Genomic DNA, 26,274 nt, shown 5'->3' on the forward strand with positions numbered 1-26,274 from the left:
ACTTTTCAAAAGCCCCGAAATGAAAGCCATTTTTTACGTCCTGGCCCTCTTGGCCATCGGAGCCGCCGCCTTCTTCTCCTTCCAGAACGTCGCGAAGTTCAACGACCAGCGTGCGGTGAAGGTCGAGACTACGGAGAAGAACGCGGTTCTAACCGAAAAGAAGACCAAGAAGCAGACCGAACTTGATGCTGAGGTCCTCAAGCGCGACGAAGCCAACCGCGAGCGCGAGGCCGTCAAGCAGTCGATCCAGACCTTGGTCTCGAAGGGCAAGCAGCTTACCCGCGAGATCCAGACGGTGAACACGACCATCGAGGAGCAGAAGGCCAAGATGGCTGAACTCGACAAGGCCAAGGCCAAGGCCAACGAAATCCTCAAGGACGCCGCCGTCAACAGCATCGAGGAACTGCCTGCCGAAATCGCCAAGCTGGAAGCCGAGCGCAAGGCCAAGGAGAATAGCCTCGGAGAGCTCAAGACCGCGATCGAACAACTGGAGAAGAACGTGGCCCAGAATCAGGAAGAGATCACCCGCCTCGCCGAGCGTGATTCCTCCCGCGATGTCCGGATCCGCCGCAACTCGATGCAAGCGACGGTCTCGGCAGTCAATGAGGACTGGGGCTTCGTGATCATCGGTGCTGGCAGCAACACCGGCTTCACCCCGCAGACCAAACTGTTGGTCCGCCGCGAAGGCCGCCTGATCGCTGAAGTGAAGCCTTCCTCGATCGAGCCGTCCCAGACGATTGCCGAAATCGATCAGAACACGCTGGCTCCCGGAGCCCGCATCCAGCCCGGCGACACCGTGATCCTGGCCGAGCCAGCCACGAACTGAGCCCGACCTGCTGTTTTTCCCGCCTCCGCGAGCTTGCAAGCCGCGGAGGCTTTTTTATGTTCCGGGCATGCGCTTCCTTTTGGCGACCCTGTTGTTCACTGCCGTGCTACCCCTGACCTCGTGCAAGACGGGGGATGAGGAGGAGGTCACCCGCAAGCCGGTCCCGCCCCCGAATTCCTCGACCACCCTGCCATGGAACAAGCCGATCCCCGGCCAAGGCGGCGGCGGTGCCTTCGGCGCACTTCCCAGCACCCCGCGCCGATGAGGCTCTTTCTCGGATTGGCAGTGTGGGTTGCCTTGACCTCCTGCGGCGGTGAAAAGAAGCCGCAAGGACCGGTGACCGAGAAAAGCAATCTGCCGTGGAACCAGACAGGGCCGGGGGCTTCGGTCCTCGGGCCGATCCAGGACAAGCCGCGGCGGTAGGCGGGGCTCTGCATAGGCGGGGACCTTTCTCCGAAAGGTCCGGCTGGGGACGGCTTGAGACTTCGCTCCGATGCCGTTCATATAAGACCGCCGCCATCCGCCGGACCGCTCGGAGAGCGGTCCCTGCCTTCGGCCGCTCAACGATGATACGGCTCGCCCTTCCGCAGGGTGGCGACGCGGTAGAGCTGCTCTAGCAGAACGACCAGCGCGAGTTCGTGCTGCAGGGTGAGCTTGGAAAGCGACCACACGGCATCGCAGGCCTGGCGCAGGGCGGGGGTGTGGCCGTCGGAGGCACCGATGAGGATGCACAGGGTCTTGATATCACCGCGCATCTCCCAAGCGGCCATGCGCTCCGCCCATGCGGCGGTGCTGAGGATTTCGCCCCGCTCGTCCATGGCGATGCGGAGGCTGCCTGCGGAACGTTCCAAGAGGGCGGCGGAGACGCTTTCGGAATCACCGGCCTTCAGGTATTCCAGATCGTAGCTGCCGTAGCGGCCCAGGCGCTTGAGGTATTCTTCCACGCCGCTTTTGGCATAGGCCAGGGCAGGTTTGCCGGCGGCGAGGATCCGGATGCGCACGCGGGACCATCCCGCGCGGCGGGCGGCGGCGTCAATGCGCATCCGCTTTCCCACTTGTCGGGATCGTGCCTTTCGGGAGAAATGGGCGGCAGATGAAATACCTGTCGCTCCTGCCACTGCTTCTCGCCGCCTGTGCCCATCAGGATCCCCATTCGGAAGCGGCCCGCGGTCGGAAGATGATGGGCTTGCTCGAGAAGTTCGACCGCTTCGACTACAACGGCAACGGTTCGCTGACTCGCAAGGAGATCGAGCTGGGGCTCCAGGAAACCGGGATCGAAGGGGTGGACCAGCACGAGCTGGACGCTGCGATGAAACACTACGATGTGACCAAGGACGGCTCGATTTCCCGTTGGGAAGCCGAGCGGGTGATCGATCTGCCGGTGCCCGAAGTGCCCGCGAAGCCGACCGCGCCGACCGCGCCGAACAAGGCCACCAAGCCGCCCAAGGAGAGGGTCATCGTCGAGTAATCTTCCGGTCACCAACCGGAAGCCGCTTCATCTACCCGATCCATCCCGCCTGCAGCGCGCCGCAGAGACCGAAGATCACGGTCAGGACCAGCCACACGAGGGTGAAGAGGCGGTGCATGGCGGTCTCGAATTTCTGGCCCTGCCACCAGCGCGGATCGTAGGTCACGCACTGGCACCACAGGCGGGTGGCCCAGAAGATGCAGAGCAGCCACGAGGCCCAGGCACCGGCGCGGGATTTTTCTAACAGCAAGCCCGGATCGACCAGCATCGGCAGGCCCATCATCACCAGCACCAGGCAGACGAAGAAGATGTGGACGTGGAAGACCGCGGCATTGAAGGGCGACATCCGCGCGGCCTCTTCCTTCCACTTGAGCCGGCGGTGAAGATGGATGTGGGCGAAGGACTGGACGATCAGGCAGGCACCGATCAGGCGCAGGACGGGTGAGAGGAATTCGGTCATGGATCGGCAGGCGGGAGGAGTGGAACCGTTGAAGACGATGGCGGAATGAAGGGGAGGTGAATTCGTTAGGGAGAATCGACGCTACTTCACCGCGGTGAAGATCACGTAGCGCATCGCCCCGGTGAGATAGGCAAGCCAGATCCGCATGAGCGTGATCGCGAAGACGCGGTTGCGGCCATGGTCCTGGAGGAGGTAGCGGCGGAGTCCGGGATCGCTGAAGAAACCGCGGATCGTCCGCCGGATGCAGATCGGCCAGGTGCGGCGGACCTGGCGGCTCATGTCCTCCGCGCTTTCGAGGGTCAAGCCGGCGGCGGCGAGCCGCTGGCGGTAGTCGGCTTCATTCCCCATGCCGACCAGGCAGCCCTCCCGGCATATCGGTTCTAACAGATGGCGGGTTTCCCATCGCGCGGGGTCGGGTCCAACCATCCACGCGCAGATCACCAGCCGCCCGCCGGGGACGAGGACGCGGGCCATCTCGCGGATGCCGCGGGCGACATCGGGGAGGTGCTCGGTGCTTTCGATGGCGATGACGGCATCGAAGGACTCGTCGGGAAAATCATTGGCCATCCAGTCCTGAAGGACGAAGGCCGGGTTGTCGCCGCCGGGGGCGATGGCCCCTTCATACTGCAAGCGGGAAACGGTGATGCCGGTGACGCGCGCGCCGTATTCCTCCGCCAGCAGGCGGGAAGTCCCGCCGTAGCCGCAGCCGACATCGCAGACGCGCTGCCCGGTGCCGATCGCGGCGCGGGCGGCGACCCGATGGCTGAGGGCCAGCACCGCTTCCTCCGGCGATTCGCGGCCGGTTTCCCATAGGCCGTGGTGGACGTGGGAGCCCCACAGCGAACGGTAGTAGGGGTCGAGCTCGTCGTAATGGGAAGCTACCGCTTCGCCGGTGGTCGCCGCGGTGATCACGGCGGGAGAGTAGCACCGGGATGAGGGGAGGCGAACATCGAACATCGAACGTCCAACATCGAACATCGAATGAAAAAGCAGGGAAACCTACTCCAGCGGATCCCACGCCTTGCGGTCGATGGCGCGGCTCAGGAACCAACATCCCACGGCGATCAACGCCGCTTCCAAGAGGAGGAAGAGACTGAGCATTCCGAAATGGCGGGCGCCGAGGCCCAGCGCGGGAATCAGCGGGGCAAGAAACACGGCCAGAAACATGAAGCCGCCGCGGGAGGCGGATTTGGCTTCTTCCACGGGCTTGGAGAGCGGGGCCGCCTTCTCCAGCGCGCCCGGCAAGAGGGCGAAGAAAGGTAGGGCAATGATCCCGGGCAGGAGGGTGACCAATTGGCTCGGGCCATGCGGAAGGAAGCAGGTGATCACCACCAGCAGTGCCATAGCCGGAACGGCGAGGAAGATGCACACGGCCCGCACCGCACCGTGGATGAAAGGGCCGGGGCCCTGGACCGGGGCCTGCCGGTAGAGATCGGCGGCCTGCCAATGCTGGGAGAATTGCAGCATGGTCATCGCGGTCAGCGGGATCATCCCCAGATAGCCGGCGGCGATGGCGACGCCCCAGTTTATGCCGTCCTTGTCCCGCAGGCTCTGGACCATGAAGACCATCGGCATGACCATCATCGGCGCGAGGCCGGGATAGAGGCGTAGCTTCATGTCGCGGTCCCGGGCCAGATAGGCGGCGACGAGCCGGAAGGCGGCGCGCGTGACCGGTTCACGCAGCATCCAGCGCAGCGGCGGCGCATCGGTCAGAAGATCCAGGAACCTTTTCTTCCCGGGCCGGCGCTCCTTGCGCGGGCGGCTTTCGGCCAGGGTTTGCAGGCCTTCCTCATAGACCCGGGCCATCCGGCCGAAGGCCAGCCCGAGCACGAGGGCGGTGGCCAGCACGCCGGTGCCGGCCATGATCCACGCGGCCGGCTTGCCGCCACCCAGCAGCACCTGGTCCAGCGAGGCGAACCAAGCCGGCGGCAGCAGGAAGAGCCAGGTCTGGTTCGCGAGCGGATCCATCTTGCCCTGCATGCCGATCATCAGGTGCGGCACCATCTGGCTGCCCACCACCATCAGCACCGCCAGCAGCACCTGCGCGGTGGTCATCAGATTGTCCAGACGCTCGCGGCCGAACCAGCGCAGGCAGAGCTGATAGAGCAGGACCACGCTGCCGGAGCAAAACAGCGCGGACAGGCAGATCGAGATGAAATGCACCGGCGCGAAGAACGGCGAGCCCTTGTCCGAAAGGCTGCCCGCGACCATCCCGGCGAGATTGAAGGCGCAGGTGATCCACAGCGAGACGCGCACCAGCACCGCTACCTTCGCCCACAGCAGCGTCCGCGAATCCACCGGGCGATGCAGCAGGATCTCCGCCTCATCCTTGTTGAAAAGGATCTCCCCGGCCGAGGCGGCGATGAACATGCCGAGGAAGACCAGCGACATCGCGTGCAGATAGATCGAGAGGGCGAAAGTTCCCTGCCCGGCGAAGGTCAGCGCGATGAGGCCCACCGCGGCGTAGAGGGCCAAGGTGCCCCAGAGCTTCCTGCCGATCGATTGCGGGGCCTTGTCCTTCTGCAGGCCGCGGGAGCTGCGGCCGCGCAGGAAGAGCGCGAGATAGAGCTTCTGCAGGGTCCTGGCTTGGGATGGCACGGGGCTGCTCACGGGCGGAAGGTTTTCGCGAAGTCCTCCGCCTTTTGTTCGAGATCCTGACCACCGGTCAGGCGGGTGAAGAGCTGCTCCAGCGAGCGCGCCTTGTGCGCGGCGACCAGTTCGGCCGGAGCGCCATCCACCTGCAGCTTGCCCTTGTCGATGATGATCACGCGGTCGCAGACCCGCTCCACCACGTCGAGGATGTGGGAGCTGTAGACGATCGCCTTGCCCTCCCGGGCTAGCGTCTGGATCAGGGCCTTGAAGCCGACCGCGGCATTCGCATCGAGGCCGTCGAGCGGTTCATCGAAGAAGACCACCGGCGGATTGTGGAGCAGGGCTGCGGTGATCACGACCTTGCGGCGCATGCCCTTCGAGTAGGCGCCCAGCAGCTTGTCCGTCAGGGTCTCGAAGCTCAGGTCGAAGAAGGCGATGAACTGGCGGATCCGCTCGCGCGCCGCCTCCGCCGGGATGCCGTAGAGCGCGGCGACCATTTCGAGGTATTCGAGGCCGGTCAGCGATTCGAAGACCGCGCCGGAATCCGGGACGAAGCCGACATTGCGCTTCACCTCCATCGGCTCCTTCAGCAGGTCGTGCCCGCAGATGGTGGCGCTGCCCGAGGTAGGGATCAGCATCCCGGTGAGCATCTTGAGGGTGGTCGATTTGCCTGCGCCATTCGGTCCGAGGAGACCGACGATCTGTCCGGCGGGGATCTCAAGGGAGAGCGAATCGACAGCGGTCTGCAGGCCGAATTGCTTGGTGAGACGGTGGAGGGAAATCACGCTGCGGGGAAATCTGGCGGAAGTCCCCGGCAGAGACGATTACAAAGCGTGTCGCATTATGGCCTGCGCAGCCAACCCGCCGCGCTCGAGGACTCGACCAGAGCGAGGACGCGGGCCCAGAGATCCGGGGAAACGCCGGAAATCCCGTTGGCCCGCTGGAGCACCTGGCTGGCGCTGATCCCGTGCTCGAGCCAGCTTGAGCCGTTGTTCGCGTGGTTTTGCAGAAGCGGCATCAGCCGGTCCATGGCGTTGGCGAACTTCGCCTCCGGGGTGATCCCTTCCTCGAACTCGCGCCAAAGCGTCAGAAACTCTTCCGCCCGATCTGCGGGCAGGATGTGGAAGATGCGATCGGCGGCGGCTTCCTCCAGCGCGGCCTTGTTGGACTGATCCGCGTAGCAAAAGGTGTCTCCGGCATCGATCTCCACGATGTCGTGGAGGGTCAGCATCTTGAGGATGCGCAGGAGGTCCAGGGCGGGATCGACTTCCGGAGCCAGGGTGATCGCCATCAGCACGAGGCTCCAGCTATGCTCGGCGGAATTCTCACGGCGGGTCATGCCGACCGGTCTGGAGCGGCGCTCCACCGCCTTGAGCTTGTCGCATTCGAGGATGAATTGCAGCGCGGCATCGATCACGCCGCCGAGGGTGGGCGCAGAGGCCCGGGAGGGCAAAGGGATTTCAAGGCCCGGCGGGTGCGGGGGCCATCATGGCGTCACTTGCCAGTTTTCCCTTGGAGGTCGTGTAGAACCGCTTCGCCTGCTCCGGCATGCTGTCGAGATTGTCATCGAAATAGCGCTCCGCCTCCTGCGGACGGACGGTGAGCCAGGAGATCATGGCCGCGATGTAGTTCCGGTCGGAGATCGTTCTCTTTTCCAGCATGTGGGTCACGAATGATGGATCCGAAGCTGCCAGCGTTCTGGTCACTTTCGCGATTGCCGCATCGCTCATTCTATCAGGGTGAGCTTCGACAAAAGCACCGGCTGCGGATGGATCGGTCGTGCAAAGCTGCTTGACGATCGCAGTCGATACCGCGGAGGCATCGTTACCGGAGAGCGTTTCGAAGTAGCCCATGGCCGCCGTGGAGTCCCTCTGCATCCAGCGTTCGACGACCCAGCTCATGGAATAGATAGGCAGTTTCCCTTCCCCCATTCGTTCGATGATCCAATCGGCGTTTTCGTCATTCCGCGAGGATTGTCCATCGGACAGTTGGGTCACGATTGAATTGAATGCGTCGGCACGGACCTTGCCGGCGGGCAGGGTTTCGAAATAGGTCAGGGCCTCGCCGGAGTCCTTCCGCATCCATTGCTCGAAGACGAAGTTGATGCTGCTGAACTCGGTATCGCTGCCCATGCGCTTGACGATCCATTCGGCGGCCGTCTGCGGGTTGCTGTTGGCGATTTCGCGGGCGATGAGGTTGGCGGCACCCTTCCTCAGTTTCTCGTCTTGCAGGCCGTCCATCCACTGCAGCATCGCCTCTTCGCCCTGCGCGGTGATGTAGGGGATCATGCCGGTCAGGGCGCTGCGGCGGTTCATGCCGAAGGGCATCTCCGTCAGCAGCGCGGTGGCCTTCGCGGGATCATGGCTGGCGAGGCTCCCGATCAGGCCGAACATGAAAGGATCCTCCCGGTCCTCGCCGACCTTGTAGCCGGGCCGGGCCTTCGCCCAAGCGATGGCGGCATTGGCATCGCGGGCTGCCCAGACGCTGGCGATCATTTGCAGGAGAGAAGCATTGTCCCCGCCACCGCTCAGAAACTCGAGTGCGGCGACCGGATCCTGCTGTGCCCATGCCGAGATCAGGCACTGGCCCGCGGAGGCGACCGCTTGCGACTCAAGATCCGAATTCGGGCGATACGTCTTCAGATAGCCGACGATGTCCTTGAACTCCGCCGGGTCGAGGCGCGCGATGAAGCGGTCCAAGGCCTGGCCTCGGTAGAGGGCATCGGCATTGCTGAGGATCATCCGGAGCATGGCCAGGCGGCCTTCCTTGGTATTGGGGAAATCGCTGCTGCCACCGGTCGTCCTGCGGGCAAGGGCCTGTGCGCTCTTCTCCGCTCCCGGGAGGTCTGCGGAATGGGCCGTGCCGGCTTCATTCGCCTGATCGGTCCGCGAGTTCCCTTGCACGCTGCTGCGGCCGGCAAGAAAGGCACCCGCGCCGATGGTGAGCACGGCGCTGGCGATATAGAGATGCGACTTGGTCATGAGGGTCAGGGTCGTGAGTGGTAGCGCCGGGGCGGCGGCGAGGCTGCCGGAGCAGATGGCGGCGACTTTCCCGGCGGAGGCGGCTTTCGCCGTGGGGACGCTGAGATAGGCGGCGAGCGCGGTGGCGGTAAGGGTGCCGGGCAGCGGTCCGGCGAGGCGCTCGCGGAGTTTTCCGAGGGCGCGCTCAACCCGCTTGCGGACCGCCACGCTGCTCACCCCGAGGCGGGTCGCGATCTCTTCGGAACTGCGCCGCTCCATGAAGCGCAGGGCCAATACCTCGCGGTCTTGCTCGGACAGGCGCAGCATCTCGCGGTCGAGCCGCGGCGCGATGGCGTTCCACAAATCGCCATCCTCACTTTCACCGGGAGCGAGATCGACCGCCTCTTCCCGCTTCCGGCGGCGCGACTCCGAGCGCACGACGTCGATGGCGCGGCGCACGGCCTGGCGGTGGAGCCAAGCGGCGAGCACGATGTCCGGCGGCAATTGGCGGGCCTTGCGGGCGAGCATCAGGAAGACGTCCTGCACAACGTCGTCCACCCAGCCGGAACGGCTGCCCAGCACCCGCGCGGCGGCTTCCTGCACCAAGGGCAGATGGCGCTCGACGAGGCGGCGGAAGGCTTCCGCATCGCCTGCCACGACATACCTGCGGAAGTCCGCATCGCAGCGGTCGGCATCACAGGAATCGGGAGAGTGGCGGAAGACGGACAAGGTGGGATGAAGGCGGTTCTACCCTAATATCGTCACCGTTGCCGGTTTGTGACATCCGGGAAAAATGGCAGGGCGCGAGCGCTGCCGATGGTAGATGTCCCGGTCGCGATGGACAGGGGATTCCTTAGCTTCCGCTACCGCTCCTCCACCCGCAGCTTCATGCCGCCTCTCGGGCGCAGGGTGATCAGCGCGTCCGGCTTAACCTCGAAGCCCTCGGCCGGGCGGAAGCGCAGGCGCTGGAGGAAGACCACCGTCATGATCACCAGCTCCTGGATCGCGAATTGATTGCCGATACAGCTCCGCGGTCCGCCGCCGAAGGGCATGTAGATCTCGGAGGAAGGCCGGCGCTCGGGCAGGAAGCGGTCGGGATCGAACTTCTTGGGCTCGTCCCACCACTGCTCGCTCCAGTGGAAGTGGAAGATCGGGATGATCATGTTCGTTCCGCGGCGGATGTGGTAGCCGCCCAGCTCGTCATCCTTCACGCAGCAACGGCCCACCGACCAGATCGTCGGATACAGGCGGAGAGATTCCTCGATCACCCGGCGGGTGTAGGGGAAGGCGGCGAGGTTGCCCGTCTCCAGAGCATCGCCGGAGGCGGCGATTTCTTCTAACAGCTTCTGCTCGGCTTCCGGATGCGTGGACACGAGATGGAGCAGCCAGGCCATGGCGTTGGCGGTGGTCTCGTGGCCGGCCACGTACATGGTCATGACCTCGTCGCGGAGCTGGTTGTCGCTCATCCCGCGGCCGGTTTCCTCGTCGCAGGCGGAGAGGAACATTCCGAGCAGGTCGTCGTGATCCTCATTGTCCTTGCGGCGGCGGGCGATGATCCCGCGCACGATGCCATCGAGCGAGGCGCGGGCGTGGTATTCGACCTTGGTGAAGGGCGTCGGGAAACTCCGTGGCAGGAAGAAGCGCCACGGCTGGGCCAGCATCTTCAGCGCGGTTTCATTCAGCGTGGCGATGTGGCTTCCCACCGAGCCGGCGGCGGCATCGACATCCGTGCTGAACATCGCCCGCGAGATGATCTCGAGGGTGAGTTGCGAGAAGAGCGGCGCGATATCGACTTCTCCCGCCTTCTCCGCCAGGCGTCCGGCGAAATCGCGCGAACGCTCGACCATCATCGCGAAGATCGCATCAAGCCTACGGCGGTGGAAGGCCGGTTGGGTGAGCTTGCGTTGGCCGCGCCAAAATTCGCCGGAACTGGTGACCAGGCCATTGCCCATCAGGATCCGCAGCACGACGTAGGAGCGGCTCTTCTCGATGTAGTGCGGGTAATGGTCGGCCAGGACCTGACGCGCCAGTTGCGGATCCGCGACCACTGTGGCACTGCCGAGCCGCGAGCTGATGGTGAAGAGATCGCCATGCTGCGCCGCCCAGTGCGGGATCCATTTCAGCGGATCCTCCCGGACGTAATGGACCGGTCCCGTCAGCCAGTGGCGGGGTTCTTGGACGGCTGGAGCGAGGCGGATCATACGGGGAAATCATCAATCACCAATCTTCCAATCATCAATCGGAGCGTGCTGCGCGGGTGGTGATATTACTTGGCAGGCGTGATGATGAAGCGATACGGGCGCGGCTTGGCGGCAGCGCGTTGAAGGGCGACGAGTGCTTCGTCCTGCTTCGCGACTTCTTTCGGAATGGCGTCTCCTGCGGAAGCGAGAAGGGTTTCCTGGAAATGGCCGCCCATCCACAGCTTGTCGCGGGCATCGACGAATTCCTTCACGACGCAGGACTGTGCGTCCCATGGACCGCCAGGTTCGAAGCCGTTGGCGGTCTTCGAGGCGATGTTCACGCCGCGGGCGAGGCTGCCGGCGTTCTCCTTGCCAATGGCGCGGCCATCGACGGTGATCTGGTATTCGCCGGGAGGGAGATTTTTCACGCAGAGCTGGTAGCGGTTGATGCCATCGGGCATCGGGACCCAGCGATACTGCAAGCCGGTGAAGGGGCCTAGATTGAGGGGTAGTCCGGTATCGAGGCGGGTGAATGCAATGCCGCCGTCCTTGGCTTCGATCCCGGAGACGGTGCAGTCCTTGGCTTCGGCCTTCGCGGTGGCGGCATCGAGGATGGCTGAGGAAACATCCTCGGGTGCACCGAGGCCTTTGAGCATCGCATAGGCCATGGCCACCTGGCCGAGGTCATCGAGATGGATGCCATCCTTCACGTGCAGCCGGGCTTGGTCAGCGGGCTTGGCATTGCGGTTGTGATCCAGCACGCGGCGCTGGACTGCGCGCATGCCGCGCTGGAGGTCGATGGTTTCGGCGCCGAGCGACCTGGCGAGCGCCAGTCCTTCGTCGGTCATCGTTTGCAGATAGCCGCGCTCCGCCGTGTCGGGGGCCTCGGCGGTGATGGCGGGCGAGCAGATGATCGGGCGGACCTTCTTCTCCTTGCAGCGTGCGATGATGCTGCGGATGCCATCGAGGTAGAGCTTCTTGTGCTCGTCGTCGGCCTTGGTGCCCCAGCCGATGTCGTTGATGCCGAAGGCAACGGTGACGACGGTTGCGCCTCTCGCGAAGACATCGCGGTCAAGGCGTGCGAGGCAGCCGTTGGCGGTATCGCCGCCCTGGCCGGCATTGATGAAGCGGACCTTGCACTCGGGGAAGCGCATCAGCGTGTAATGCTCCACGACCTTGGTGTAGCCGCGCGCAGCCGTGATGCTATCGCCGAGGAAGGCAAGCGTATCGCCATCCCGCAGGGCGAAGTCGGCGCGGGCGACGCCGAGGGTGGCGAGAAGGATGAGCAGGGATTTCATGGCAAGAGTCCGTGGACCAGGAGTTCGATGGTGGATTCCTCGACGGTGGCCTCGTCGAGAGCGGCCAGACCGGGGTCGTGCGGGCGCTGGAGATTGGCCCAGGTAATGGCCTGGACCATGAGTGCCGCGGTGGCGCGGAGGTCGCCGGGAGCGCGGAGTTGGCCGGTCTTCGCCCGCAGCTCGATGTAGCGGACGAGCTGGTCCAGCAGCTTGTCCCGCAGGCCGTGGACGAAGACCTCGACGAGCCCGGCGAATTCCAACGCCGAGCGGGTCAGTAGCAAGAGCCCGCGCCGGTGCTGGCGGATCAGTGCGTATTGCTCGCGCAGCACCCCGGCCAATTCGGCGGCGGGATCCTTCACCCGCTTCTTCGCCAGCGCCGCGGCCAGGCAAGGCCACTCGGTGCGGCTGAAGATCTCCTTCAGATAGGACAGCGTGGCGCCGGGAGCGGGCGTGGGGAAGGGGATCTCAAGTGAATCGAGCCAGCCCGGATCGGTGGTGGAGTCGTGGCGGATCACCAGGTCGAAGAGCGCTTCCTTGCTCTCCACGTAGAGGTAGATCGTCCCGACGGCGACGCCCATGGCCTTCGCGACATCCGCCATCTGGGAGCGCTCGAAACCCTGCCGGCAAAAGACCTTCATGCCCGCCTCGGCGAGTTCGCGGAGGCGCTTGCCTGAAATATCCGCCTTGAGAACGGGCATGGGAGGAAGATGACTGAATGAGTCATTCAGTCAAGAGGGAAGGGTTTCTGAAACTTGAAAGTGCCGTGATTGGGCGGCACAGCCGCTTTGGAGTGCGGCGAGCATCGCCGCTTTTGGGCGAATCTGGCCAAAGATCGCCGTGTTGAATCCACCTTTCAATTTTCCCCTGCCTCAATGTCCCGAACGATCCGCACTGCTACTGGAAACTGCGACTCTTCCGGAACGCTGCGATTCGAGGCCGCGGATCGGATCGGAGCGGTCGCCGCATTTTTGTCCGGCGGACAGAGGTCGAGTAAGGGTGGATTCCATGCGGCGGCTTCCGGGTCGACCCGCACGAAAGCGGCGATGCACGCCGCACTCCAAAGCGGCTGCGCCGCCATCCGGCGGCATCTTTTACAGCACCCGCACCTTCCCCGAATGCTCGCGCTCGAAGGCATGCATGCAATTGCCATCGACATCGACCAGCTGGACCGTGATCCGCTCGTCAGTCACGTGGATGTGATTGAAGCCGAAGACCTGCTTGGAGAAGCCGCGTTCGGACGGCGTGAGCTCGTAGGTCGAGGCCCCGCCACCGCCGGAGACCAGGAAGCTCGGCTGATAGTCCTTTACCTGCAGGTGCTGGAGATTGTGATCGTGCCCGGAAAGGTAGAGGGAGATCGGATTCGCTTGGAATTGAGCGCCCCAGTTCTTGATGATCGTCTTGCTGTCCTGACGCTTCTTGTCGTCGGAGAACATGGGATAGTGGCTGACGACCCAAGTCCACTTGGCGCGGCTTCCCGTTTTCAGTTCCGCTTCCAGCCAGCGCTTCTGGTCCAGCTTCTCCTGCGGGGTCATCGCGCCTTCGAAGAAATTGCCGTCGAGGTAGATGATCTTTACCAGTGGCGTCGCGGGATTCGGGAATTCCACGGCATACCACTTCGCCGGCATCTTCCAGCGGGAGGTCGGGTTCTTCCGCGCGTATTCGAGCTGCATGTCCGCCTTTGCCGGCCCCTGCTTCGAGTCATACTTCGGGCCGTAGTCGTGGTTCCCCAAGCAAGCGTAGAAGGGGCAGCCGAGGTGCTCCTTGGAATACATCTTCTCGAAGTCCCGTTCGAAGCGAGCCTCGTCCAGCTTGTTGTAGAAATTGTCACCGAGCGCCAGGACGGAGGTGAGTGGCGCATCGAGCTTGCCGGCGAATTCGTTCATCCGGGCAGCCACCTTCTTCTGCGCGTCCTTCCCGGTGCCGTAGTCGCCGACTGCCAGGAAGTGCAGGCCCTTCTTGCCGAAGTCCGTCCGCGGTCCCGCGGCGTGGGCACGGCTCTGCCAGCCGGCGGTGAGGAAGGCGCTGCTGAAGATCAGGCCGGTCTTCAGGGCCTCGCGACGGGTAAGAGGAGTATTCATCGGCGTGGTAGGATACGTTCCGAAAGCCCTCCAATCTTGCGGAAAAAGCCATGGTCTGGACGCTTGGGGCGACGACCCCGGGGCCTTCGCCTCTTGGAGCAATGGCCGCATCTCCGGGAGGCGGTTTTATATGAACCGGCATCGGAGTGAGGATTCAGTCCGCCTTTCGGAGAAAAGTCCCTGCCGCTCACCACTCGATTCCCACTCCCTCTTCCGGGATAAGGATTTTCTCGCTGATACCCAGGCGATCCGCCTCCATCAGCAGCCGCTCGACCGGTTCCCCGATCGGCTCGTTGCCAAGCGGGAAAGTGCCGTAATGCATCGGGATCATCACCTTCGCCCCCAGCTCCGCAAAAGCCCGGACAGCTTCCTCGGGATTCATGTGCACGTCGCGCCCGCTGGGAGCCTCGTAGGCCCCGATGGGCATCAGAGCGACATCGATATTCTGGTGCCGCCGGCCGATCTCGGTGAAGCCGTCGAACCACGCGCTATCCCCGCAGTGGAAAACGCTCTTGCCGCCGGACTCGATGATGTAGCCGCCATAGTCGCGGTGGACATCGTGGATGTAGCGGGCGCCCCAGTGGTGGCTGGGGGTGTGAACGACGTTGAGGCTGTTGTACTCGATGTTATCCCAGATCTTCATCTCATGCACCGCGGGGAAGCCGAGCCGGCGGACGAGGCTGGCGCTGCCGCGCGGAACGACGATCCCGCCGCGGGCCTGGAGCACCCGCAGGCTCGGCTTGTGGAGGTGGTCGAAGTGCGCGTGGCTGACCAAGACGAGGTCGAGCTCCGGGATCGCCTTGAGCGGCAGCCCGGGCTCGCGCAGGCGTTTCACGAAGCCGTGCCAGCGCGCCCAATTCGGATCGATCATCACCGAATGGTCCGCGAACTGAAGCAGGAAAGACGCATGACCGACCCAGGTCACGCGCACGCAGCCGTTGTCCGGGATGCTAAGCACCGGCTCTTGGGCGAGGCCGCCGCGCTTCTGGAACATCCCGGGGACGATCCGGTGACGGAAGAATTTGTAATTCCGCCCCGGCCAGCCCTTGTGGGGCATCAGGCCGGCGTACTGGGCGGTGACCTTGCCCGATGTGGGATGTGTCGGTTTTTGCGGCATGAACGCGGCAAGCTAACGTGAATACCGGTTCACGCGACCGCTTCTTCGTAGGATTGTGCGATGCGCGCCGCCCAGCGTTTCGCCCGCTCGCCGAAGCTGAAGCCATCATCGGCATAAAGCACTCCGCGCGAGACATTGATGACATCCGGGGCGCTTCGCGCGGCGGCGGCCAGCTCCGCAATATCACCACCCTGCGCACCCAGTCCCGGGACTAACAGCGGGGCATCCGGGATCCGTTGCAAAACACCTGCGGCATTCGTGAGGCCGACCACGTAGCCGACATCGGTGGCCATGCCCGCGGTCGCGGCGCGTTCACCGAGCGCGGTCACCAGCTCGAAAACCGCGCGCCCGTCGGCGAGGATCTGGCGCTGGAAATCCGCGGAACCGGGATTCGAGGTCACGGCCAGCAGGTAGATCCCCTTGCCCTCCCAATTCAGGAAGGGCTCGATCGAATCGTAGCCGAGGAAGGGGTTCAGCGTGACCGCATCCACCTTCAAATGCGCGAAGTAACTATGGGCGTAGTACTTCTGGGTCTCGCCGATGTCGCTGCGCTTTGCGTCGAGAATCACCGGGACCTCCCGCGGCATGACAGCCATCAGGCTTTCAAGCATCTCGAGCCCGCGCAGGCCCATCGCCTCGAAGTAGGCGATGTTCGGCTTGAAGGCGGCGGCGTATTGCCAGGTCTCATCGACGACTTGCTTGAGGAAATCCGGGACGGCTTCGATCCCGCCCTCGCCGGGCCGGGGATCGAGGCCGATGCAAAGGCGGGAACCGGTGACGGCGATTCGGGCCTGGAGGCGTTCGCGGTAGCGCATGCCCGGAGTTTTAGCAGGCGGCGGGCAGGGGGCAATTCCTAGTTGGAGGCGGTCGCCTGCCACTCCAGCCGATGGAATTCCGGCGTCGCCTCGGTAACCTGAAAGCCGAGCGCTTCGTAGAATCTCAATGCACGCGGATTGGTCCGGAACACGGAGAGCCGGAGCGGCAGGCCCCGCAGCGCCGTCTCGTCCATCAGATCCTCCATGATTCGGTACCCGATTCCCACTCCTTGGCTGGCCGGGAGGATCCCGAGCGAGAGCAGGTAGCTGTGATCCTCCTCAAGCTGGACTTGGAGGTAACCGGCGATCGCGCCCTCCACCAGGATCACGCTCGTGCGGGCCCTGCGCCATTCCTCCGCGAAATTCGCGATCTGCCACTCTTGGTTCCAACCCCAGATCTGCTCGACGTGGTGGCGGAAGAGCGCCTCGTAGAGATCGAAAACGATCTCATGGTCCGCGGGCTCCGCATCGCGGATTTCAAAGGCGGCAGGCATCGCTTTCTCTACCCCGCCGGGATCGCAGAAAGCAAGCGTTGGCGGCCCGCCTCGGAGATCTGCAATTGGTCCATCAGGGGCACCAGCCGCGCCCGGCGGTCCTCCGCCGACCCGCTGCGGAGCCAATAAGGGGAGTCCCTTCCACCGCTACAGGCCTTGGCCAAGGCTTGGACTTTCAGCTCCTCGCCCGGCAGGGCCTGAAGCGTTGCCAGCGAGGATTTGCCACCGCTCATGTCCGAGCGCATGGCACCGAGGGCGAGACTCAAGCGATCGCGATCCTCGGGCAGATTCTCCATCAGCGCAGCCACCCGGGAGGGGGCGAGGTCGCTCCCCAAATTGGCAATGGCCATGGAGCGGGCAGGGTCGGGAGCGCCGGTAAGGGCCGGACACAGCCAGCGGGCAGCCTCCTCTTCGCTTGTGAGCGTGGCACGGCTGTTGAAGATCTTCCACGCCGCGTCAGTCCAGTGCTGGTCCTTGGCGATGCCCTCGCGGAAGGCGGCGAGCGCCGCGTCCGGATCGCGGGCGGCCCACGCGGCGAGCGCGGTCTCCTTCATCCGGGGTTCTCCGGTCCGCGCGAGATAGGTCGGGAAATCGAAGTCGGCCGCGAAGCCGGGCACGTAGTCGAAGCCCCCGCCGCTCCAGAGTTTCTCGACTTGCAGGAGGTCGTTCACGTTGCGCAGGGCCGCCGCATTTAGGGCGGCACCGGCGAAACTCCAGCCCAGTTCATAGCCATAGGTCTCCGCGAAAAACTGCATGTGCGGCTTCGCCGCTGCGGGATCCGCGGCGCAGCCCGCCTTTAGCAGCGCGGCATTCGCCGCTTTCTTGCCTGCGCCTTCGGCCCACTCGATCGAGACCACCCCTTCGCGGCGGAAGAGTTCGGCCGCGGCGGCATCCGCGGCGATGTGGAGCAGGTAGTCCTCGGGCGTGCAGCGGCCCCAAACGATATCGGGCGCGGCGAGGAGGACCTCGCGCAACTCGCCGGTGCTCATGCGGGCTGCTGCCGCTTCCGCTTCTTCCTGCTCCAGCGGCCGGGCGGCGCGCTTCGCATAGGAAGTGAAGTCGCGCGCCGGGGGCGCTTCCGGACCATCGGTCCGATGGCGGGCAGGAGCCGTGACACTCTTCCCGGAAGCCGGGCCTGACTCCGCGGTGCTGCTTGAGGGCGCGTGCGCCACCAGCCAGCCGGCGGCAAGACCGGCGGCCGCGGCAAGGATCGAGGGCAGGAGATGACGGCGCATGGCGGGGAAATGAAATTCAGCGGGAGTTCCACAGCAGTTTCACGAAGGCATCGGCTCGCTCGGGTGGGGTGTTCCAGGCAGCGAGGGTCTTGCGAACGGCTTGCTCGCGCTGGCGATAGAAGGGGTTGTAGGCAGTGGCTTCCTTGGGTCTTGCCGCCAGCATCTCCTGGAGGAGTTCGAGGCGGTTTGCCGGGTCGGTTCCGGCCTCGAGATATTCGAGGGCGGCGGGAGGGTCCTTCGTGATCAACTCGCGTGCGGCGGCGAGCTGCGCCCTCCCGCGCAACGCGGCGTCGGGAATTGCCCCGATGAAGGCCTTCAGGTTGCCGGGCCCGGCCCAGAGCTCGGTGGTAGCCGCCTCGACGATTTGGTGCTGTTCCAGTTCGGGTAGCCTGGCGATGGCGGCACCGAGCCGGGCGGCGCGTTCGGTCCGCTCTGCCCCTCCCTGAGTGCGGTTGAAGCCGCTGAAAAGATTCCGGGTGATCTCCGCCCCCTGCTCGCGGTTCATCGATACCATGTAGTCCAGTGCCGCCTGCGGATCGCGCGCCATCCAGGCGTCGAGGATATGAGTGGCCCGGCCCTCGGCGAGTTCTTCAGCGGCGGTGGGGAGTCGGACCAGTGCGGCGAAGTCGAAGCCCGCCGGGAAATCCGTCCCAAAGGAAGCGGTCAGGCCTTGGGCGCGGAGCCGGGCCAGCATGGCATCGCAAGCGGCAGGACCGCGGGCGGCGGCAGCGTCGAATGCCTTTTGGACGATGGGACTATGGCTATAGCCTTTGGAGTTTTCGAAGGAGTCCCGGTGCGCCAAGACCAATTCGAGAGCTTCCTCGGCCCGTTCGGCAGGCCAGCCGGCGGCAATCGAACCTGCCAGTTGCCAGCGCATCGTGGCCGAGGGCAAACTTTCGAGCCAAGCCCAGGCGGCATCCGGATCGCGGCGGGTCCACTCGCTGAGCAGCGCATGCAGCGCCTTGCTTTCCGGGCTCATGCTAAGGATCACGGCGGGATCGTGAATGCCTTGATCAAGGGCGGCGCGGATATCCTGCGGTGACCAGGCACCGAGCTCGGCCTGGTAAGAGGTATACCAATTCACATGCGCCTCTAACCGCGGAGCCCGGGACGCCGCCCACGACTTGAAGTCGTCCGGCGTGCGCAGGCGCGGCTTCGCGGAACTGCGGATCTCCCCCGGGGCGGAGGAATCCCGGTCTTCCCCGGAAGGAGCGGGGACACGCCGCGATCCCGCCCAGCCCGCCAGCCCGGCGAGCAGGAAGATAAGGAGAAGCCTCGCCATGATGGAGGAAGACATGGATGGGATCGCTCTGGAGATCAAGCCGGAGCTGTGACGGGGGGAGGGCGGCGGATATTCAAAGCGGGCGGGATCTCGGCCCCGGGAGCGCGGACTTCAGTCCGCCCGATGGATCCGGCGCAGGATTTACCCACCCTTTACCAAAGAAACACCCCTCGGTGGTGTCTTGTCTCATGGACGCGGGCGACCTGCCCCGGACTCAACTCCACACACCATGAAACTTAGAATCCTGCCATGGGCAGCGAGCCTTGTCTTCGCCACCCGCTGCCTCCACGCGGAGCCGCTCCCGTCTCCCGTCGCCGAAGTCACGAAAGAGGCCACGCCTGCACCGTTCGCACCTCCCGCGGCAGCCACGGTCGAAGCCAAGCCTTCCGATCCGCCCAAGCCCACCGATCTTCCGCCACCCAAGCCCCTCGGCGATCCGGCGAAGAAAGGCCTCGCATGGTTGGCCGGAAAGCAGAACCCCGATGGCGGCTGGGGCCAGGGCGGCGGCTGGCGGATCAGCGTCGGGAACAGGGATGGTAACGGCCGCGTGGAAGGCGACAATGTCGCGGACCCCTCCGACGTCGGGAACACCGCCATCGCACTGCAAGCATTCCTCCGGTCGGGCACCAAGCTCGATACCGGAGAGTATTCCGGGCATGCCAGGAAAGCGGCGGCTTTCATCCTGGCCCGGATCGAAGAGGCCGATGCAGACAGCCTCTACGTGACGAAGGTGCGCGACACGCAGCTCCAGTCGAAGATCGGCGTCTATGTGGATACCTTCCTGGCCGCGCAGATCCTCTCCGATCTCAAGGGCCGCTTCCCGAACTCTTCCGACGAGGAGCGCCGGGCCAGGATGCTCGATAAGGTGGTGGCGAAGATCCAGAAACACCAGCAGGCCGACGGCGGCTTCGCGAACAACCGCGGCTGGGCTTCCACGCTCTCGCAAGGAATGTGCAGCGGTGCCCTGAACTCGGCTTGGGCCGCGGGGGCGAAGGTCGATCTGGCCGCGCTGGAGAAGGATCACGTCCAGAATGCCGAGGGCTTGGATCGCACGAGCGGGAAGGTGGCCGCGACCGCAACGGCGGACGCCGGGGTGGAGATCTACCGCTACGCCTCGAAGCTGAACGGCATGACCCGCTTCTCGATGAACAACGTTTCGCGCCGCGGGGAACTTGAAAAGACCGTGGCCTCGCCGGAGGCCAGCGATCAGCAGAAGAACGAGGCGAAGGAGGAACTTTCGAAGCTGGATCGCTCCGATGCGGACCAGCAGGTCCTGCTCAAGCAGGTCGCCGGCCGCGCACAGGAAGCAGGCTTCGTCAGCGGCTTCGGCAACAACGGCGGCGAGGAGTTCATCAGCTACATGAACATCGGCGAGGCACTGCGGACCAAGGGCGGCGAGGAGTGGACGAAGTGGGATGAGTCAATGACCAAGACCATCAACGGCGCGCAAAACGAGGACGGCTCCTGGTCCGGCCAGCACTGCATCACCGGCCGCACCTTCTGCACCGCCAGCGCGCTGATGGTGCTGATGACCGACCGCGCCCCGGCTCCGGTGGTGCCGCCGATCGCCAAGAACGCGGACGAAAAGAAGACCACCACGCCATGAATCGTGCGGCTTTTCTCCGCTTGATGGCGGTCGCCCCCTTCGGATGGCGGCACGCCGTCGCGGGGACAGGTGGAGCGGCTCACGACGCGGGGCTGCAATGGCTGTTAGGCCGGCAGTCGGCGGACGGGGCCTGGCGTTCGGAGAGCTACGGGGCCTTCCGCGATGGCAGCGCCCTCACGCCGATGGTGCTGCGCTCACTGATCGGCAGGCGGGAGGCGGCGACTGCTTGCCGGAAAGCGGCGGCGTGGATGCTAGAGCAGGGGGATGCCTTGTTCGCGGAGTATCCGGTGCACCATTCCTCCGCAATTTTGGAAGCTGTCGGAGCCTGCTCGGAACTGAGGCCGCTGGCGGAACTGGCTCGCAAGAAGCTCCTGGCCCTACAGTGCCCGCGCACGGGCGGCTGGTCCTACTCGCGGGTCGCACCGCCGGCCACCGGGGACCTGCCGCCGATGCAGCAGGCGAACCTCTCGGCCACGGCCATGGCGGTGGACGGCCTATGCGCGATCGGCGATCCGACCGCGGCACGGAAGGCTCTGGAATTCGTGCGCGTTTGTCAGAATCTCGAAACGGGTGAGACAACATTCGACGACGGCGGCTTCTTCCAGATGCCGGATGATTCAGCGCGGAACAAAGCCGGCAGCGCAGGAGCCGACCGGAACGGGAAACCGCGATACCTGTCCTACGCGAGCGCGACGGCCGATGGTCTGCGGGCCCTGCTGCGTTGCGGCGAGCCGGCGGACTCTCCAAGGGTGGTGACCGCCGCGAGCTGGCTGGAAGGATATCGCTGGAGCGTGCAGGGCTCTCGGAACGCCCCGGCGGATCTGTGCTACTACACGGCCGGTAGCTTGAGACACACGAGCGAGGTCTGCGCGAGAATCCGTCCTGTAGCGTCGCAGCTGCTGATCGCGGCCTGCGGGGAAAACGGCTCATGGCGGAATGCTGCAGTGGAGATGCGGGAGGACTGCTCCGTCGTCGCGACCGCGCTGGCGGTGGAGGCGCTGGGGTAGGTCGATCCGGAGGCGGTGTTCGCATTTCGCTCGCGAATGCGACGGAACTGCGGCACATTTGCGACATGAGCATGCTGACCCTCACCCCGACCGCGGCGCGCAGCAATTTATCCCAGCTGCTCCGCAAGGCGCTTCAAGGAGAAGACATTGGAATCCTCGTGGACGGGAAGATCGTGGCCCTGCGCCCGGTGACGGTGGAATCCACCGACTACGCACAGCGCGAATACGGCGCAACGGCCAAGGAGTTGGAGACCCTCGAAAAGCAAGTTCATGGCCGCATCAAAAAAGCCCGGTCGCAAGGAAAACTCCACGAGTTCACCGGTGACCTCGAAGCCCTCGTATCGCGTAAGCCTCGCTGAGGAACTGCTGGAGCAGATTCGCACCAAGACGAAACGCGAGCGCCGGGCGATCGGCGAAGCAATGAACCGCGTTCTCGAAGCGTGGGGTCAACCGCATGTTCACGCCGGCGTCGGCATACGACGCCTGACGAAGACGATCTACGAGTGCCGTGTGGGACTCGACGACCGGCTTGCGTTCGTGGTGCTGGTGACTCCTCAGGAACTGGTGTTCTTCTTCCTGGGGAATCACGACGAGATCCAGAAGCTGATCCGCGGCAAGAAGTGAGCGCCCCTTGCGAAAGGCTCCCCTACCTCCTCAAATCCAGCGTCACCGGGAACTCCATCGAAGGATCTTCCATCGGCACCTCCGTATAAGTCACTGCAGCGCCACCCGCGCGTTCCTCCACGCGATGGTAGCCGAAGCCGCCGGTCGATGCCGGCTCCATCGTGCCCGGCGTATGGCCATGCTGCCAGAAGCGGTTCACGCGGCGCGATTCGGCCTCGTACGCATTCACCGGGAAGGCATCGTAGCTGCGACCGCCGGGATGGACCACGTGATAGACACAGCCGCCGAGCGAGCGCCGGTTCCAGGTATCCACCACATCGAAGGTCAGGGGCGTGTGGACCCCGATGGTCGGGTGCATCGCCGACCACGGATCCCAGGCCTTGTAGCGCACGCCGGCGACATATTCGCCGCGGCGACCGGTTGGCTGCAGGGGAATCCGGCGGCCGTTGCACACGAGCACGTGGCGGCCTTCCACCATGTTGCGGATCTTCACCTGCACGCGCTCCACGGAGGAATCGACATAGCGGGCGGTGCCGGTGGACCCGCTCTCTTCGCCAAGCACATGCCATGGCTCCAGCGCGGCGCGGATTTCGAGATCCACGCCGTCGTGGCAGACGCGGCCATAGACCGGAAAACGGAATTCGTTGAAGGGCTCCAGCCATGCCGCCTCGAAGGGAATCCCGGCCTGCTTGAGATCGGCAGCCACGTCGACCAGATCCTGCCGGACGAAGTGCGGCAGCATGAAGCGGTCGTGCAACTCCGTGCCCCAGCGGATCAGCTTCTTGTGATACGGCTCGTTCCAGAATTTCGCCACCAGCGAGCGGACCAACAACATTTGCACGAGGCTCATCCGGGCGTGCGGCGGCATCTCGAAGGCGCGCAGCTCCAGAATCCCGAGCCGGGCGCTCGCAGCACCCGGGGCATAGAGCTTGTCGATACAGAACTCCGCACGGTGCGTGTTGCCGGTTAGGTCCGTCAGCATGTTCCGCAGGATGCGGTCCACCAGCCAAGGCGGGTCGCCCGTTTCGGGAAGCTGCTCGAAGGCGATCTCCAGCTCGAAGAGACGGTCGTCCCGGCCTTCATCGGCCCGCGGTGCCTGGCTGGTTGGGCCGAGGAATAGCCCTGAGAAAAGATAGGACAGCCCCGGGTGGTGCTGCCAGTAGGTGATCATGCTGCGCAGCAGGCCGGGGCGGCGCAGGAAGGGACTGCGCTCCGGGGACTCGCCGCCCAGCGTCACGTGATTGCCGCCGCCGGTGCCGGTATGGCGGCCATCGAGCATGAATTTCTCCGTGCCCAGCCGCGATTGCCGCGCGGCCTCGTAGAGCGTGGTCGTGTTGTCCACCAGGTCCCGCCAGTTCGTCACGGGATGCACGTTGACCTCGATCACCCCGGGGTCCGGCGTGACCTTGATCCGCTCGACGCGGCGGTCCCAGGGCATCTCGTAGCCTTCGATGATGACTGGAATATTGAGCCGCGTGGCGACGTTCTCCACCGCCTCTAACAGCATCAGGTAGTGCTCCAGATGCGTCACCGGCGGGAAGAAGACGTGCAGCTTGCCATTGCGCGGCTCGAAGCAGAGCGCCGTCTGGGTCAGCGGCTTGCCGGAGTCCGCAGGTTCCGGGGTATCGGGAATGTAGGGGCTGGAAGTCTGCAGCGTTCGGCCGACGGGTAGCATCGTGCCGTGCGCGGGCAGATTCTTGGCCGGCTCGAGCGGAGAAGCTTCTAACAGAGCCTGCTCGGCCTTCGCCGCTTCCTTGATCTTCGGCAGCGAGTCGAGCGGCAGGCGGAAGCCCATCGGCGAGCCCCCGGGCACCAGCGACATCCGCCCGCGGCGGAAGCTCCACAGCGCGCTCTTCCAGACCTCCCGCTCCGCGTCCCATTCCAGCGGCAGGGCAAAGCCGGTAGGCTTCGAGATCCCTCGGTCTAACAAATTCGCCAGATAGCGCCGCTCCAGCGGATCGTCGAGATTGGCCGAGTAGGGATCGACATTCGCGGGCAGCGTGTTTTCACGCCACGCATAGTAGAAGGCATCCTCGAAGCCCGCGATCAGGTGACCTTGCTCGCAGAACAGCTCGTCCGTGACCTGGTTGGAGAAGCGCCGCGCATCCTCGATCCCGTGGCCCGGATTGGAATTCGGATCCGCCAGCAGGCGCTCGTCCTTCCACAGCGGTTCGCCGTCCTTGCGCCAGATCACCGTGTAGGCCCAGCGCGGCAGCTCCTCGCCGGGATACCACTTGCCCTCGCCGTAGTGAAGCATGCCGGCGGGGCCGAAGACTTTCTTGAGCCGGTGCAGCAGGCCCATCGCCAGCTTGCGCTTCGCCGGCCCGTCCGCGGAAATGTTCCACTCCGCGCCTTCCATGTCATCGATCGAAACGAAGGTCGGCTCGCCGCCCATCGTCAGCGCGACATCGCCCGCTTCCAAGATCTCATCCACCTTCGCGCCCAGCGCGTCGATCGATTCCCACTCGGTGTCCGAGTAAGGCTTGGTCACGCGCGGGTCCTCGTGGACGCGGGTCACCACGTTCGCCCAGATGAATTCGCTCTCGCAGGGATCCACCCCTCCGACGACCGGCGCGGCGCTGGCCGGCTCCGGCGTGCAGGAAAGGGGAATGTGGCCTTCGCCCGCGAAAAGACCCGATGTCGCATCGAGACCCACCCAGCCGGCACCGGGGATGTAAACTTCCGCCCAAGCGTGAAGGTCGGTGACGTCCTCCGTGACCCCCGCCGGACCTTCGAGAGGCTTCTCATCGGGCGTCAATTGCACCGAGTAGCCGGACACGAAACGCGCCGCCAAGCCCAGGTGACGAAAGGCTTGCACCAGCAGGTAGGCGAAGTCCCGGCACGACCCTCTGCCGCGCTCGAAGGTCTCCTCACAGGTCTGCACGCCGGGCTCCAGCCGGATCACGTAGCCCGCCGCCAGATGGGCGCGCGTATTCACATCCACCAGGAAGTCGATCGTCCGGCGCTTTTCCAGAGAGATCCCCGCCAGCCACTCCGTCAGCCGCGGGCCGCTCTCGCGGATCTTCAGGTAGGGCGAGAGCTCGTGGGCGAGCGTCGAGGGGTATTGGAAAGGGAACTCCTCGGCATACTCCTCCAGGAAGAAGTCGAAGGGATTGATCACCGTCATGTCCGCCACCAGATCCACCACGATCTTCAGGTGCTTGGTCTTCTCCGGGAAAACCACCCGCGCATTCCAGTTGCCGAAGGGGTCCTGCTGCCAGTTCAGGAAGTGGTTGGCGGGCTCGACCGTCAGCGAGTAGGCGAGAATCGGCGTGCGCGAGTGAACGCAGGGCCTGAGCCGGATCACGTGCGGCGACAGATTGACCTCTCGGTCGTAGCGATACTCGGTAAGGTGATGAAGGCCAACGCGGATTGCCATGGGTAAGTCCCATGAAGCGCCCGCCATGCCAAATCATGCAAGGACCGATGCATGACCCTTCCGCCGCTGGAAAGCCGGGGCAGAAAGCCCCGTAGTAGCACAATGCTTAGCCTCAAGCGGATCGGATGCCTCTTTCTCGCCACTTCCGCCCTGCTTTCCGCGGCCCCGGAGGACGGTTTCGAGCCGATTTTCGACGGCACCCTCAAGAACTGGGAGGGCGATCCGACCTACTGGCGGGCGGAGAACGGCACCCTGATCGGCGAGGTGAAGCCGGAAACCCTGCTCAAGAAAAACTCCTTCATCATCTGGCGCGGCGGGGAATTGGGCAATTTCGAGCTGAAGCTGGAATACCGCGTCTCGGCCCAGGGAAACAGCGGCATCAACTACCGCAGCATCCAAGCCCCGGACCCGGAAACCAAGTGGGCGATGCAGGGCTATCAGGCGGACATCGATGGCCAGGACCAGTGGAGCGGCCAGAACTACGAGGAGCGGGGCCGCACTTTCCTCGCCTACCGCGGCCAAAGCGTCCTCCTGAAACCGGGCCAGAAACCGGAAATCGTCGAAGTCCTCGGTGACCGGGCCGAACTCCAGAAATCGGTCAAGAAAGAGGACTGGAACGAGGTCCACCTCGTCATCCGCGGCAATCACCTCCAGCACTTCACCAATGGCGTCCTGATGGCCGAGGTGAAAGACGAGGACCCGGAAAAGCGCCGCATGACCGGCCTGTTAGGCGTCCAAGTCCACGTCGGACCACCGATGAAAATCGAATACCGGAACATCCGGGTGAAAAAACTCTAACGGCGAACCACAAAAAAGGCCGCGCGACCCAAGTCGCGCGGCCCTCAAGAAGATC

25 protein-coding genes are annotated in these 26,274 nt (G+C 64.6%); 8 read left to right on the forward strand and 17 right to left on the reverse strand.

Annotated features, from left to right (window positions below; translation table 11 throughout):
• The first annotated feature begins 19 nt into the window (after nt 1-19).
• A complete protein-coding gene (locus ABWK72_RS20985; protein WP_367871536.1) occupies nt 20-826 on the forward strand; it encodes a hypothetical protein in 807 nt (268 codons plus the stop codon).
• Between the two features lie 67 nt (nt 827-893).
• Nucleotides 894-1,091, forward strand: a complete 198-nt coding sequence (locus ABWK72_RS20990) for a hypothetical protein (RefSeq protein ID WP_367871537.1) — start codon at nt 894-896, stop codon at nt 1,089-1,091.
• Between the two features lie 295 nt (nt 1,092-1,386).
• Here ABWK72_RS20990 and ABWK72_RS20995 read toward each other — a convergent pair whose 3' ends face one another.
• Complete coding sequence (locus ABWK72_RS20995) at nt 1,387-1,827, reverse strand: 23S rRNA (pseudouridine(1915)-N(3))-methyltransferase RlmH (protein WP_367875363.1); 441 nt, start codon at nt 1,825-1,827, stop codon at nt 1,387-1,389.
• A gap of 92 nt (nt 1,828-1,919) precedes the next feature.
• On the opposite strand from ABWK72_RS20995, the gene ABWK72_RS21000 reads away from it, so the two are divergent.
• The gene (locus tag ABWK72_RS21000; RefSeq protein WP_367871538.1) at nt 1,920-2,294 is read left to right on the forward strand and encodes an EF-hand domain-containing protein; all 375 of its coding nucleotides are present in this window, start codon (nt 1,920-1,922) and stop codon (nt 2,292-2,294) included.
• Nucleotides 2,295-2,325: 31 nt separating this feature from the next.
• Here ABWK72_RS21000 and ABWK72_RS21005 read toward each other — a convergent pair whose 3' ends face one another.
• The 15 genes from ABWK72_RS21005 to ABWK72_RS21075 form a co-directional block, all read right to left on the reverse strand.
• Complete coding sequence (locus ABWK72_RS21005; RefSeq protein ID WP_367871539.1) at nt 2,326-2,754, reverse strand: hypothetical protein; 429 nt, start codon at nt 2,752-2,754, stop codon at nt 2,326-2,328.
• An 81-nt stretch (nt 2,755-2,835) separates the two neighbouring features.
• Entirely contained in the window at nt 2,836-3,711 is an 876-nt protein-coding gene (locus ABWK72_RS21010; protein WP_367871540.1) for a methyltransferase domain-containing protein, read from the reverse strand.
• 42 nt (nt 3,712-3,753) lie between these two features.
• Entirely contained in the window at nt 3,754-5,364 is a 1,611-nt protein-coding gene (locus ABWK72_RS21015) for a hypothetical protein (protein WP_367871541.1), read from the reverse strand.
• Entirely contained in the window at nt 5,361-6,131 is a 771-nt protein-coding gene (locus tag ABWK72_RS21020) for an ABC transporter ATP-binding protein (protein WP_367871542.1), read from the reverse strand. The genes ABWK72_RS21015 and ABWK72_RS21020 overlap by 4 nt, the downstream gene beginning before the upstream one ends.
• 56 nt (nt 6,132-6,187) lie before the next feature.
• Nucleotides 6,188-6,799, reverse strand: a complete 612-nt coding sequence (locus tag ABWK72_RS21025; RefSeq protein WP_367871543.1) for an HD family hydrolase — start codon at nt 6,797-6,799, stop codon at nt 6,188-6,190.
• A gap of 7 nt (nt 6,800-6,806) precedes the next feature.
• Nucleotides 6,807-9,035, reverse strand: a complete 2,229-nt coding sequence (locus tag ABWK72_RS21030; RefSeq protein ID WP_367871544.1) for an RNA polymerase sigma factor — start codon at nt 9,033-9,035, stop codon at nt 6,807-6,809.
• Nucleotides 9,036-9,169: 134 nt separating this feature from the next.
• The gene (locus ABWK72_RS21035; RefSeq protein WP_367871545.1) at nt 9,170-10,507 is read right to left on the reverse strand and encodes a cytochrome P450; all 1,338 of its coding nucleotides are present in this window, start codon (nt 10,505-10,507) and stop codon (nt 9,170-9,172) included.
• Nucleotides 10,508-10,572: 65 nt separating this feature from the next.
• Nucleotides 10,573-11,784 (reverse strand): SGNH/GDSL hydrolase family protein, encoded by a 1,212-nt coding sequence (locus ABWK72_RS21040; protein ID WP_367871546.1) that lies wholly within the window; start codon nt 11,782-11,784, stop codon nt 10,573-10,575.
• On the reverse strand, nt 11,781-12,482 hold the full coding sequence (locus ABWK72_RS21045) for a TetR/AcrR family transcriptional regulator (RefSeq protein WP_367871547.1): 702 nt from the start codon (nt 12,480-12,482) through the stop codon (nt 11,781-11,783). Before ABWK72_RS21045 ends, ABWK72_RS21040 begins: the two co-directional genes overlap by 4 nt.
• A 393-nt stretch (nt 12,483-12,875) precedes the next feature.
• The gene (locus tag ABWK72_RS21050) at nt 12,876-13,862 is read right to left on the reverse strand and encodes a metallophosphoesterase (RefSeq protein ID WP_367871548.1); all 987 of its coding nucleotides are present in this window, start codon (nt 13,860-13,862) and stop codon (nt 12,876-12,878) included.
• A 187-nt stretch (nt 13,863-14,049) separates the two neighbouring features.
• Nucleotides 14,050-14,979 (reverse strand): MBL fold metallo-hydrolase, encoded by a 930-nt coding sequence (locus ABWK72_RS21055; protein ID WP_367871549.1) that lies wholly within the window; start codon nt 14,977-14,979, stop codon nt 14,050-14,052.
• 29 nt (nt 14,980-15,008) lie between these two features.
• Complete coding sequence (gene pyrF / locus ABWK72_RS21060; protein WP_367871550.1) at nt 15,009-15,794, reverse strand: orotidine-5'-phosphate decarboxylase; 786 nt, start codon at nt 15,792-15,794, stop codon at nt 15,009-15,011.
• A 38-nt stretch (nt 15,795-15,832) separates the two neighbouring features.
• Nucleotides 15,833-16,288 (reverse strand): N-acetyltransferase family protein, encoded by a 456-nt coding sequence (locus tag ABWK72_RS21065; RefSeq protein WP_367871551.1) that lies wholly within the window; start codon nt 16,286-16,288, stop codon nt 15,833-15,835.
• Between the two features lie 8 nt (nt 16,289-16,296).
• Nucleotides 16,297-17,523, reverse strand: a complete 1,227-nt coding sequence (locus tag ABWK72_RS21070) for a hypothetical protein (RefSeq protein WP_367871552.1) — start codon at nt 17,521-17,523, stop codon at nt 16,297-16,299.
• 16 nt (nt 17,524-17,539) lie between these two features.
• Nucleotides 17,540-18,805 (reverse strand): hypothetical protein, encoded by a 1,266-nt coding sequence (locus ABWK72_RS21075; protein ID WP_367871553.1) that lies wholly within the window; start codon nt 18,803-18,805, stop codon nt 17,540-17,542.
• Nucleotides 18,806-19,034: 229 nt separating this feature from the next.
• On the opposite strand from ABWK72_RS21075, the gene ABWK72_RS21080 reads away from it, so the two are divergent.
• The 4 genes from ABWK72_RS21080 to ABWK72_RS21095 all read left to right on the forward strand — a co-directional run bounded on the left by ABWK72_RS21080 (nt 19,035) and on the right by ABWK72_RS21095 (nt 22,042).
• Nucleotides 19,035-20,411 carry a prenyltransferase/squalene oxidase repeat-containing protein gene (locus ABWK72_RS21080; protein WP_367871554.1) on the forward strand — a complete coding sequence of 459 codons (1,377 nt, stop codon included), beginning with the start codon at nt 19,035-19,037 and terminating at the stop codon, nt 20,409-20,411.
• A 23-nt stretch (nt 20,412-20,434) separates the two neighbouring features.
• A complete protein-coding gene (locus ABWK72_RS21085) occupies nt 20,435-21,418 on the forward strand; it encodes a hypothetical protein (protein WP_367871555.1) in 984 nt (327 codons plus the stop codon).
• 65 nt (nt 21,419-21,483) lie between these two features.
• Nucleotides 21,484-21,777, forward strand: a complete 294-nt coding sequence (locus tag ABWK72_RS21090; RefSeq protein WP_367871556.1) for a type II toxin-antitoxin system Phd/YefM family antitoxin — start codon at nt 21,484-21,486, stop codon at nt 21,775-21,777.
• Nucleotides 21,740-22,042 (forward strand): hypothetical protein, encoded by a 303-nt coding sequence (locus tag ABWK72_RS21095; RefSeq protein ID WP_367871557.1) that lies wholly within the window; start codon nt 21,740-21,742, stop codon nt 22,040-22,042. Before ABWK72_RS21090 ends, ABWK72_RS21095 begins: the two co-directional genes overlap by 38 nt.
• 22 nt (nt 22,043-22,064) lie before the next feature.
• Here the strand turns inward: ABWK72_RS21095 and ABWK72_RS21100 are convergent, their stop codons facing one another.
• On the reverse strand, nt 22,065-25,421 hold the full coding sequence (locus ABWK72_RS21100; protein WP_367871558.1) for a DUF2126 domain-containing protein: 3,357 nt from the start codon (nt 25,419-25,421) through the stop codon (nt 22,065-22,067).
• A gap of 102 nt (nt 25,422-25,523) precedes the next feature.
• Between ABWK72_RS21100 and ABWK72_RS21105 the strand changes: the two genes are divergently transcribed.
• Complete coding sequence (locus ABWK72_RS21105) at nt 25,524-26,219, forward strand: DUF1080 domain-containing protein (protein WP_367871559.1); 696 nt, start codon at nt 25,524-25,526, stop codon at nt 26,217-26,219.
• The last annotated feature ends 55 nt before the right edge of the window (nt 26,220-26,274 follow it).

The organism is Luteolibacter sp. Populi, assembly GCF_040801775.1.
GTDB lineage: Bacteria > Verrucomicrobiota > Verrucomicrobiia > Verrucomicrobiales > Akkermansiaceae > Haloferula.

What these genes read in the sequence shown, in the direction of transcription:
- ABWK72_RS20985 (WP_367871536.1), top strand. Translation starts at nt 20, where the DNA reads ATGAAAGCCATTTTTTACGTCCTGGCCCTCTTGGCCATCGGAGCCGCC.
- ABWK72_RS20990 (WP_367871537.1), top strand. Translation starts at nt 894, where the DNA reads ATGCGCTTCCTTTTGGCGACCCTGTTGTTCACTGCCGTGCTACCCCTG.
- ABWK72_RS21000 (WP_367871538.1), top strand. Translation starts at nt 1,920, where the DNA reads ATGAAATACCTGTCGCTCCTGCCACTGCTTCTCGCCGCCTGTGCCCAT.
- ABWK72_RS21005 (WP_367871539.1), bottom strand. Translation starts at nt 2,754, where the DNA reads ATGACCGAATTCCTCTCACCCGTCCTGCGCCTGATCGGTGCCTGCCTG.
- ABWK72_RS21010 (WP_367871540.1), bottom strand. Translation starts at nt 3,711, where the DNA reads ATGTTCGATGTTCGCCTCCCCTCATCCCGGTGCTACTCTCCCGCCGTG.
- ABWK72_RS21035 (WP_367871545.1), bottom strand. Translation starts at nt 10,507, where the DNA reads ATGATCCGCCTCGCTCCAGCCGTCCAAGAACCCCGCCACTGGCTGACG.
- ABWK72_RS21040 (WP_367871546.1), bottom strand. Translation starts at nt 11,784, where the DNA reads ATGAAATCCCTGCTCATCCTTCTCGCCACCCTCGGCGTCGCCCGCGCC.
- ABWK72_RS21045 (WP_367871547.1), bottom strand. Translation starts at nt 12,482, where the DNA reads ATGCCCGTTCTCAAGGCGGATATTTCAGGCAAGCGCCTCCGCGAACTC.
- ABWK72_RS21050 (WP_367871548.1), bottom strand. Translation starts at nt 13,862, where the DNA reads ATGAATACTCCTCTTACCCGTCGCGAGGCCCTGAAGACCGGCCTGATC.
- ABWK72_RS21055 (WP_367871549.1), bottom strand. Translation starts at nt 14,979, where the DNA reads ATGCCGCAAAAACCGACACATCCCACATCGGGCAAGGTCACCGCCCAG.
- pyrF (WP_367871550.1), bottom strand. Translation starts at nt 15,794, where the DNA reads ATGCGCTACCGCGAACGCCTCCAGGCCCGAATCGCCGTCACCGGTTCC.
- ABWK72_RS21065 (WP_367871551.1), bottom strand. Translation starts at nt 16,288, where the DNA reads ATGCCTGCCGCCTTTGAAATCCGCGATGCGGAGCCCGCGGACCATGAG.
- ABWK72_RS21070 (WP_367871552.1), bottom strand. Translation starts at nt 17,523, where the DNA reads ATGCGCCGTCATCTCCTGCCCTCGATCCTTGCCGCGGCCGCCGGTCTT.
- ABWK72_RS21075 (WP_367871553.1), bottom strand. Translation starts at nt 18,805, where the DNA reads ATGGCGAGGCTTCTCCTTATCTTCCTGCTCGCCGGGCTGGCGGGCTGG.
- ABWK72_RS21080 (WP_367871554.1), top strand. Translation starts at nt 19,035, where the DNA reads ATGAAACTTAGAATCCTGCCATGGGCAGCGAGCCTTGTCTTCGCCACC.
- ABWK72_RS21085 (WP_367871555.1), top strand. Translation starts at nt 20,435, where the DNA reads ATGGCGGTCGCCCCCTTCGGATGGCGGCACGCCGTCGCGGGGACAGGT.
- ABWK72_RS21090 (WP_367871556.1), top strand. Translation starts at nt 21,484, where the DNA reads ATGAGCATGCTGACCCTCACCCCGACCGCGGCGCGCAGCAATTTATCC.
- ABWK72_RS21100 (WP_367871558.1), bottom strand. Translation starts at nt 25,421, where the DNA reads ATGGCAATCCGCGTTGGCCTTCATCACCTTACCGAGTATCGCTACGAC.
- ABWK72_RS21105 (WP_367871559.1), top strand. Translation starts at nt 25,524, where the DNA reads ATGCTTAGCCTCAAGCGGATCGGATGCCTCTTTCTCGCCACTTCCGCC.